The following is a 10,468-nucleotide window of genomic DNA, read 5'->3' as shown; positions in this document are numbered from 1 at the left end:
GTTCCCCAGTCCCGTGTCGCGTGTCGTCGCCCTGGCCGGCCGTCGCGGCGGCCTCAGGAGATTCCAAGATCGTTCTCGATGAAGTCGAAGATCTCGTCCGCCGCTGCGGAGTTGATCCGGTCGCTGACGTCGTCGGTCGCCGGTGCCGTGAGGACCGGGCCGCGGTCCGGGCCGTCCCAGCGGGCCAGCAGGGAGCGCAGCCGGGCGCCGATCCGGTCCCGTCGCGTGTCGTCGTCCGCGAGGTCCGTCAACGCGGTCTCCAGGCGGTCGAGTTCGGCGAGCGCCCGGCCCGCGCCGTCCATGCCCTCGGTGAGCCGGCCGCGCAGGTATCCGGCGAGGGCCGTCGCGTTGGGCTGGTCGAACAGGAGCGTGGCGGGCAGGGCCAGGCCGGTGGCGGTGCCGAGCCGGTTGCGCAGTTCGACGGCGGTCAGGGAGTCGAAGCCGAGGGCGTTGAACGCCTGGGCGGCGCCGACCTTGTCGGTGGAGGCGTGGCCGAGGACGCCGGCGGCCTGGCCGCGGACCAGGGCCAGGAGCGTGCGCTCCTGCTCGGCGGCGGACTGCTCGGCCAGCCGGGCGCGCAGGGTGGTGGCGGCGGCGTCCCCGCCCGGGGCCGCCGGGCGGGCGGCCGCGAGGTCGCGGAGCTCCGGCAGGTCGGACAGGAGCGGGCTGCGCCGGGCCGAGGTGAAGCCGGGCGCGAAACGTGTCCAATGGACGTCGGCGACGGTCACGGCCGCGTCCGGGCGGGCCACGGCCCGGCCCAGGGCGGCCGGGGCGTGCTCCGGGTCCAGCGGGTTCATGCCGCTGCGCCGCATGCGTTCCTCGGCCCCGGTGTTCTGCGCGGCCATGCCGCCGCCGGCCCACGGCCCCCAGGCCAGCGAGGTGCCGGGCAGTCCCGCGGCGCGGCGCTGCTGCGCGAGGGTGTCCAGACAGGCGTTGGCGGCGGCGTAGTTGGCCTGGCCGAGGGTGCCGAGGGTGCCGGAGACGGACGAGTACAGCACGAAGGCGGACAGGTCCCGGTCGCGGGTGAGGTCGTGCAGGTTGCGGGCGGCGGCCAGCTTGGGGCGCAGCACGGTCTCCAGGCTCTCGGGCGACAGGGTGTCGATGAGCCGGTCGTCGAGGACGCCCGCGGTGTGGATCACGGCGTCCACGGGGTGCCGGGCCAGGAGCGCGGCGAGCGCGTCGCGGTCGGCGACGTCGCAGGCGGCGATCTCCAGTTCGGTGCCGGTGCCCTCCAGCGCGGCCTTCAGCCGGGCCGCGCCCTCGGCGCCGGCGCCGGAGCGGCTGACGGCGAGTATCCGTGCGGCGCCCTGCGCGGCGAGCCACGCGGCGGTGTGCACGCCGAGGGCGCCGGTGGCGCCGGTCAGCAGGACGGTGCCGTGCCAGGCGGGGGCGGCGGCGGGTTCGGAGCCGGCCGGGATCCGCTCCAGCCGGCGCAGAAAGGTGCCGGAGCCGCGGACCGCGACCTGGTCCTCCCCGTCGCGGCCGGTCAGGACGGCGCTCAGCCGGCGGCCGATGTCCTCGGCGATCGGGGTGCCGGTGGTGCCGGGGAGGTCGACGAGTCCGCCCCAGCTCTGCGGGTGTTCGAGGGCCGCGGTGCGGCCGAGGCCCCAGACGGCGGCCTGTTCGGGCGCTTCAGGTGCTTCCTGGGCGTGGATGCCGACGGCGCCGGCGGTCAGGCACCACAGGGGTGCGGTGCCCGCGCCGTCCGGGCCGTCCAGGGTGTCGGAACTGTCGGAGAATGCCTGGACGAGCGCGGCGGTGGCGGCGAGGCCGCTCGGGGTGGAGGGGTGGTCCGGCAGCGGCCGGGTGTCGGCGGCGAGCAGGGACAGGACGCCGCCGAGGCTCCCGCCGTCCGTCGTCGCGAGGGCGTCGCTCAGCCGGGCGGCCAGGGTGACGCGGTCGGCGGACGCGCAGTCGACGGGCACGCTCACCACGTGGGCGCCGTGCGCGCCGAGCGCGGCGGCGACCGAGGCGGCCCAGGCGCCGTCCGCGTGGCCGGCGGGGACGGGCAGCAGCCAGGTGCCGGTGAGGGCGGCGGCCTCCTCGACGGCCGGCTTCCACACGACGCGGTGCTCCCAGCCCTGTGCCCGGGACGTCTGCCGGCGCTCGCGGCGCAGGGAGGAGATCGCGGGCAGGACCGCGCTGAGCGGTGCGTCGGTGTCCAGGCCGAGGCGGTCGGCGAGGTCCTGCGGGCCGGCCTGTTCGACGAAGTCCCAGAACCGGCTCTCCTCACCGGAGTCGGCCGGTTCGGCGGCCCCGGCGGGCTGCGCGGAGGACTGGAGCCAGTAGCGCTCGCGCTGGAAGGCGTAGGTGGGCAGTTCGCCGCGGAGCGCGTCGGGGTCGTGCAGCGCGGCCGGGTCCAGCTCGGCGCCGCGGGCGTGCAGCAGGCCCGCGGCGAGCAGGGCGGCGCGGCGCTCGTCGCCCTCGCGGCGCATCAGCGGTGCGGCGGCGGCCGTCGTGGGGTCGGTGACGCTGTCGAGGGCCATCGTGGTCAGCGTGGCGTCGGGGCCCAGTTCGAGGTACGTGGTGACGCCGAGGGCCTCCAGGGCGCGCGCGCCGTCGCAGAAGCGGACCGCGTCGCGCACATGCCGGCGCCAGTAGGCCGCGGTGCGCAGGTCGTCGCCCTCGGCGAGGCGTCCGGTGACGTTGGAGACCACGGGCAGGGCGGGCGGGCCGTAGGTGACGCGTGCGGCGACCTGTTCGAACTCGTCGAGCATGGCGTCCATGCGGGCGGAGTGGAAGGCGTGGCTGACCCGCAGGCGCCGGGTGCGGCGTCCGCGCCCGGCGAGGACGGCGGCGATCCGCTCCACCTCGTCCTCGTCGCCGGAGAGCACGACCGAGGCGGGGCCGTTGAGCGCGGCGATGCCGGCGCGGCCTCCGTTCTGGTCGCTCCGGTCGTTCTGGTCGAGGAGTTGGCGTACCTCTTCCTCGGTGGCTTCGACGGCGGTCATCGCGCCGCCCTCGGGCAGTGCCTGCATCAGCCGGCCGCGGGCGGCCACCAGGGCGCAGGCGTCGGCGAGGGTGAGGACGCCCGCGGCGTGCGCGGCCGTCAGTTCGCCGACGGAGTGGCCCATCAGGGCGTCGGGGCGGGCGCCCCAGGAGTGGACCAGGGCGTGGGCGGCGGTGCCGACGGCGAACAGCGCGGCCTGGGTGTAGGCGGTCCGGCCGAGCAGGTCGGCCTCGGGCGAGCCCTCCTCGCAGAAGACGACCGAGCGCAGCGGCGGGCCGTCGAGGTGGCGGTCGAGTTCGGCGCAGACGGTGTCGAAGGTCTCCGCGTACACGGGGTGGGCCCGGTAGAGGTCCTGGCCCATGCCGGGGCGCTGGGCGCCCTGGCCGCTGAAGAGGAACGCGGTCCCGCCGCCGGTGCCGGCGGTGCCGGTGGCGACGTCGGGGCTGTGGGTGCCCTGTGCGGTGGCGGCGAGGGCGGTGAGCAGTTCCGTGTGGTCGCCGGCGACGGCGACGGCGCGGTGGCCGAGGGTGTGCCGGGCGGCGGTCAGGGTGTGCGCGAGGTCGCGCAGGTCGGTGCCGGGGTGGGCGAGGAGGTGGCTGCGCAGCCGGGCGGCCTGGGCGCGCAGGGCGTCCGGGGTGTGTCCGGAGACGGTGAACGCGCGGGGCCGGGCGGCCGGTTCGGGGCGGCCGGGGGCGGGCAGCGGCGCGGGCGGTTCCTCCAGGATGACGTGCGCGTTGCTGCCGCTGATGCCGAAGGAGGAGACGCCGGCGCGGCGGGGCCGTGCGGTGTCGGCCGGCCAGGTGCGGGGCTCGGTGAGCAGTTCGACGGCGCCGCTGGACCAGTCGATGTGCTCGGAGGGCTCGTCGACGTGGAGGGTGCGGGGCAGTTCGCCGTGGCGCATGGCCATGACCATCTTGATGACTCCGGCGGCGCCGGCGGCGGCCTGGGTGTGGCCGAAGTTGGACTTGGCGGAGCCGAGCAGCAGGGGCCGGCCGTCCTCGCGGTCCTGTCCGTAGGTGGCGAACAGGGCGCGTGCCTCGATGGGGTCGCCGAGGGTGGTGCCGGTGCCGTGCGCCTCGACGGCGTCCACCTCGCGCGCGGTGAGGCCGGCGGCGGCGAGGGCCTGGCGGATGACGCGTTCCTGGGAGGGGCCGTTGGGGGCGGTCAGTCCGTTGGAGGCGCCGTCCTGGTTGGTCGCCGAGCCGCGGACCACGGCGAGGACGGGGTGGTGGTTGCGGCGGGCGTCGGAGAGCCGTTCCAGGAGCAGGACTCCGACGCCCTCGGAGAAGCTGGTGCCGTCGGCGGACGCGGCGAACGCCTTGCAGCGGCCGTCCGCGGCGAGTCCGTTCTGCGCGGTGAACTCGGTGTAGGTGCCGGGGGTGGCCATCACGGTGACGCCGCCGGCCAGGGCCATGCCGCACTCGCCGGTGCGCAGCGCGTGCGCGGCCAGGTGCAGGGAGACCAGTGCCGAGGAGCAGGCCGTGTCGATGGTCATGGTGGGGCCTTCGAGGCCGAAGGTGTAGGCGACGCGGCCGGAGATGACGCTGCCGGAGACGCCGAGGCCGATGTAGCCCTCCATGCCCTCGGGGATGTCGGCGAGGCCGGAGGCGTATCCGGAGCCCATCGCGCCCACGAACACGCCGGTGCGGCTGCCGCGCAGGGACAGCGGGTCGATGCCGGCCCGTTCGAAGACCTCCCAGGAGGACTCCAGCAGCAGGCGCTGCTGGGGGTCCATGGCGAGGGCCTCGCGGGGGGAGATCCCGAACAGGGAGGCGTCGAAGTGGGTGGCCCCGTAGAGGAATCCGGCCTGGAGTCCGGGCAGGCGTTCCAGGTCCCAGCCGCGGTCGGAGGGGAACGCGGAGATCGCGTCGCCGCCCTCGGCGACGAAGCGCCACAGCTCTTCGGGGGAGGTGACGCCGCCGGGGTACTGGCAGGCCATGCCGATGATGACGACGGGGTCGTCGTCGGCGGCGGCCACGGCGGCGGTCTCCGTGCGCACGGTGGTGCCGCCGAGTTCCTCGCGCAGGTGGCGGGCGAGCGCGGCGGGCCGGGGGTGGTCGAAGACGAGCGTGGGCGGCAGCCGCAGACCGGTCTCGGTGTTGAGGCGGTTGCGCAGCTCGACGGAGGTGAGGGAGTCGAAGCCGAGGTCGCGGAAGGACTGGTCGGCGCCGACCGCGCCGGCCGTGTCGTGGCCGAGGGCGGTGGCGGCGTGCCGGCGGACCAGGTCCAGGAGCAGCCGTTCCTGTTCCGCGGGTTCCAGGCCGGCCAGCCGTGCGGTCAGCCGGGGTGCGTCGCCGGTGCCGGCCTCGACGGTGCGCCGGGCCGGGGCGCGGACCAGGCCGCGCAGCAGCACGGGCAGCCGGCCGGCGCCGGCGGCGGTGCGCAGCGCGGCGGTGTCCAGGCGCAGCGGGGCGAGCAGCGGCTCGCCGGCCGTCAGGGCGGCGTCGAGGAGGTCCAGGCCCTGTTCGGCGGTGATCGCGGGCAGGCCGGAGGCGGCGATGCGCCGGATGTCGTCCTCGTCGAGGCCGCCCGTCATGCCGGCGTCGCCGGCCCACAGCGTCCAGGCGAGGGAGGTGGCGGGCAGGCCCTGGGCGTGCCGGTGCTGGGCGAGGGCGTCCAGGACGGTGTTGGCGGCCGCGTAGTTGGCCTGTCCGGCGCCGCCGAGCAGGCCGGCGGCGGAGGAGAACAGCACGAACGCCGTCAGGTCCGCGTCGCGGGTGGCGTGGTGCAGGGCGAGCGCGGAGGCCGCCTTGGCGCGCAGGACGGCGCCGAGGCGCTCGGGGGTGAGCGAGGCGAGGACGCCGTCGTCGAGGACACCGGCGGTGTGCACGACGCCGCGCAGCGGGCGCTCGGCGGGGATCCGGGCGAGGAGGGCGGCGAGCGCGGCGGGGTCGGCGGTGTCGCAGGCCTCGACGGTCACCTGCGCGCCCTGTGCGGTGAGTTCGGCCGCCAGACCGCTCGCGCCCGGGGCGTCGGCGCCGCGCCGGGAGACGAGGACGAGGCCGCGTACGGCGTGCCGGGTGACGAGGTGGCGGGCGACGAGGGCGCCCAGGTAGCCGGTGCCGCCGGTGATCAGGACGGTGCCTTCGGGGTCCCAGGGGGCTCCGGGGCCGTCGGCCGGGTCCGCGGCGGGGCGGGCGGTGGGCCCGCGGGTGAGGCGGGGGGCGAGCGGCAGGCCGTCGCGCAGGGCGAGTTGGGGTTCGCCGGTGGCGAGGGCGGCGGCGAGGACGGAGGGCGTGGTGCCGGGGTCGGTGTCGGGGTCGGTGTCGAGCAGGACGAGGCGTCCGGGGTTCTCGCTCTGGGCGGAGCGGACCAGGCCCCAGGCGGCGGCCGCCGCGACGGCGGGCACGTCCTCGCCGTCGCGGGCGGCGATCGCCCCGCGGGTGAGGACGACGAGGCGGGCGCCGGCCGTGCGGGCGTCGGCGAGCCAGGTCTGCAGGGTCCGCAGGAGGTCCGCGGCGACGGTGGCGGGGTCGTCACCGGCGGGGCAGGGCAGCAGCACCGTCTCGGCGTCCTCGGGGAGTTCGCCGGGGCCGGACACGCGGGGCCAGGCGGCGTCGAGGCCGGTGTCCCCGTCCGTCCCGGCGACGTACCAGCGGCCGGCCGGGGGTGCGGCCGGGGCGCTCCCGGCGGGGCTCCAGGTGACCCGGTACAGGGCTCCGGCGGCGGCCGGGGCGGCGGCGCCGCGCAGGCTGTCGGCGGAGACGGGCCGGGAGACGAGGGTGTCGACGGTGGCGACGGGGCGGCCCTCGGCGTCGGCGATGCGCAGGGCGACCCCGCTCGCGCCGGACGGTTCGATCCGTACCCGCAGGCTGGTGGCTCCGACCGCGTGCAGGCGCACCCCGCTCCACGAGAACGGCAGGCCGACCCCGGCGGGGCCGCCCTCCTCCCCCGCGGGTGCGGTGAGCTGGGCGTGCAGGGCGGCGTCCAGCAGCGCGGGGTGCAGTCCGTAGCGGGCCGCGTCCTTGTGCTGGTCCTCGGGCAGCGCGACCTCGGCGTACCACGCCCCGTCGGCGCGCCAGGCGGCCCGCAGGCCCTGGAAGACGGGCCCGTACTGGTAGCCGGTGTCGGCGAGGGCGGCGTAGAAGCCGTCGAGGGGGACGGGGCGGGCGCCGGGCGGCGGCCAGGCCGTCAGGTCGAAGGCGGCGTCGGTGCTCCCGGCGGTCTGGGGGGCCAGGACCGCGGAGGCGTGGCGGGTCCACTCGGTGCCGGTGTCGTCCGCGGCGGTCTCGAGGCGTGCGTAGACGGCCAGTTGGCGGCGGCCGGTGTCGTCGGGGGCGCCGAGGACGAGCTGGAGCTGCGCGGTGTCCTTCTCCGCGAGGACGAGCGGGGCTTCGAGGGTCAGTTCCTCCAGCAGGTCGCAGCCGGCCTCGTCGCCCGCGCGCAGGGCGAGTTCGGCGAAGGCGGTGCCCGGCAGCAGGACGGCGCCGGAGACCCGGTGGTCGGCGAGCCAGGGCTGGGAGCGTGCCGAGAGCAGGCCGGTGAGCAGGACCCGGCCGTCGTCGGCGACGCGGACGACGGCGCTCAGCAGCGGGTGTCCGGCGCTGCCGAGTCCCGCGCCGGAGAGGTCGCCGGCGCCGCGGGCGCTCATGCGCAGCCAGTAGTCGTCGCGCTGGAAGGCGTAGGTGGGCAGGTCGACGCGGGCGGTGCCGGGCGCGGGCAGCAGGCGCTGCCAGTCCACGGCGGCGCCGTGCGTGAAGAGTCCGGCCACGGCCGCCAGCAGTGCGGGGGCCTCGGGCCGGTCCTTGCGCAGGGAGGCGAGGCAGACGCGTTCGGTGGTGTCGTCGGGCAGGCAGGCGCGGGCGAGCGCGGTGAGGGTGGCGTCGGGTCCGAGCTCGACGAACCGGCTGACGCCGTGTCCGGCGAGCCAGTCGATGCCGTCGGCGAAGCGCACGGGCCGGCGCAGGTGGCGCACCCAGTAGTCGGGCGAGCCCAGTTCGTCGGCGGTGGCCGGCCGGCCGGTCAGGTTGGAGACGACGGTGATGCGCGGCGCGTGGTAGGTGACGCTCTCGGCGACGGCGCGGAACTCGTCGAGGGCCGCGTCCATGCGGGCGCTGTGGAAGGCGTGGCCGACGCGCAGGCGCCGGGTGCGCCGCTGCCGGGCCTCCAGCTGGGCGGCGACCTCTTCGACGGCGTTCTCGTCGCCGGAGATCACCGTGGAGCGGGGGCCGTTGAGGGCGGCGATGCTCACGGCGCCGCCGTGGGCGGCGAGCAGCGGGGTGACCTCGTCCTCGGTCGCCTCGACGGAGATCATGGCGCCGCCCGGCGGGAGCGCCTGCATGATGCGGCCGCGGGCCGCGACCAGCCGGCAGGCGTCGGCCAGCGACCAGACGCCCGCGGCGTGCGCGGCGGACAGTTCGCCCAGGGAGTGTCCGACGAGGTACTTGGGCCTGACGCCCCAGGACTCCAGCAGCCGGAACAGGGCCACTTCGAGGGCGAACAGCGCGGGCTGGGTGAGGTCGGTGCCGTCCAGGGCGTCGGGGCCCTCGGCGCCGTCGAGGACGATGCTCTTCAGCGAGCGGCCCAGGGCGGTGTCGAGGTGGGCGCAGACCGCGTCGAAGGCCGCGGCGAAGGCGGGGAACGCCGCGTACAGCTCGCGTCCCATGCCGGTGCGCTGGGATCCCTGTCCGGAGAAGAGGAAGGCGGTGGCGCCGCGCAGGACGCGGCCGGTGACGACGTGCGGGGCGTCGGGCGTGTCGGGGTTGTCGTCGGCGAGCCGGGCCAGGCCGCGCAGCGCGGCGGCGTGGTCGTCGGCGAGGACGACGGCACGGTGTTCGAACAGCTGGCGGGTGGTGAGGAGCGCGTGGGCGATGCCGGGGGACGCGTGGTCGTCCTCGCCGGTGACGCGGTCCAGGAGCCGGGCGGCCTGGCCGCGCAGGGCGGCGGCGCCGCGCGCGGAGACGATCCACGGCACGACCGGGGACGGCGGTACGGCCGGGCTGCCGTCGGGTGCGGCGCCGTCGGGTGCCGTGGTGCCGGGTGCCGTGGTGTCCTGGGCCGGCCGGGCGGCGGGGGCCGTGCCGGGGGCGTCCTGCGCGGCGGCGTCGCCGGCGGGGTGCTCGGCGGGCGCGGCCTCCAGGATGGTGTGGGCGTTGGTGCCGCTGATGCCGAAGGACGACACGGCGGCGCGGCGCGGCCGGTCCCCGGTGTCGGGCCAGTCGGCGGGCTCGGTGAGCAGGCGGACGTGGCCCGCGGACCAGTCGACGTGGGTCGAGGGCTCGGAGACGTGCAGGGTGCGCGGGAGGCGGCCGTGGCGCAGCGCCATGACCATCTTGATGACGCTGGCGACGCCGGCGGCGGCCTGGGTGTGGCCGAGGTTGGACTTCAGGGAGCCGAGCAGCAGCGGACGCTCGGCGTCCTTGGCGCCGCCGTAGGTGGCCAGCAGGGCCTGGGCCTCGATCGGGTCGCCCAGGGAGGTGCCGGTGCCGTGGGCGTCGACGGCGTCGATGTCGGCGGCGCTCAGGCCGGCGTTGGCCAGGGCCTGTTCGATGACGCGCTGCTGGGCGGGGCCGTTGGGGGCGGTGAGGCCGTTGGAGGCGCCGTCGGAGTTGACGGCCGAGCCGCGGACGACGGCGAGGACGGGGTGGCCGTTGCGGCGGGCGTCGGAGAGGCGCTCCACCAGGAGCAGGCCGACGCCCTCGGACCATCCGGTGCCGTCGGCGTCGTCGGAGAACGCCTTGCAGCGGCCGTCGGCGGCGAGGCCGCGCTGCCGGCTGAACTCGAAGAGCAGTCCGGGGGTGGCCATGACGGCGACGCCGCCGGCCAGGGCGAGGTCGCACTCGCCCGACCGCAGTGCCTGAACGGCCCAGTGGAGGGCGACCAGGGAGGAGGAGCAGGCGGTGTCGACGGTGACGGTGGGGCCCTCCAGTCCCAGGACGTAGGAGATGCGGCCGGAGGCGACGGAGGTGGCGTTGCCCGCGAGCATCAGTCCGTGGACGTCCTCGGGGACCTCCACGGGGCCCTGGCCGTAGCCGGAGGTGGCGGCGCCGACGAAGACGCCGGTGGCGCTGGAGCGGAGGGTGGCGGGCGGGATGCCGGCCCGCTCCAGGAGTTCCCAGGACGCCTGCAGCAGCAGCCGCTGCTGGGGGTCGGTGGCGAGGGCCTCGCGCGGGCTCATGCCGAAGAACCCGGCGTCGAACGCGGCGGCGTCGCCGAGGAAGCCGCCCTCGCGGGTGGAGAAGGTGCCCGGTTTGTCGGGGTCGGGGTCGAAGCGGTCCTCGATGTCCCAGCCGCGGTCGGCGGGCAGCGGGCCGATGGCGTCGCCGTCCTCGTCGACGAGCCGCCACAGGTCCTCGGGGGTGGCCACCGCGCCGGGGAAGCGGCAGCTCATCGAGACGATGGCGATGGGCTCGCGCTGCTTCTCCTCCACCTCGTGGAGCTGCCGGCGGGTCTGGCGCAGCTCCGCCGTCACCCGCTTGAGGTACTCGACGTACTTGCCGTCGTCAGCCACGTGTCTCACTTCCTTGACCCGGGCCGGACCGTGTCCGCCGCGCGGGAGCCAGTGCCAAAGTGGGGAGG

The 10,468-nt window shown here is 76.9% G+C and carries 1 protein-coding gene; it reads right to left on the bottom strand.

From position 1 onward, the window contains the following. Window positions 1-53: 53 nt before the first annotated feature. The gene (locus OG776_RS41635; RefSeq protein WP_329323607.1) at window positions 54-10,400 is read right to left on the bottom strand and encodes a type I polyketide synthase; all 10,347 of its coding nucleotides are present in this window, start codon (window positions 10,398-10,400) and stop codon (window positions 54-56) included. Between the last annotated feature and the right edge of the window lie 68 nt (window positions 10,401-10,468).

It is taken from the genome of Streptomyces sp. NBC_01689 (assembly GCF_036250675.1).
GTDB lineage: Bacteria > Actinomycetota > Actinomycetes > Streptomycetales > Streptomycetaceae > Streptomyces.
Note: the sequence above shows the minus strand (reverse complement) of the source record. Positions and strands in the feature narration are given on the sequence as shown.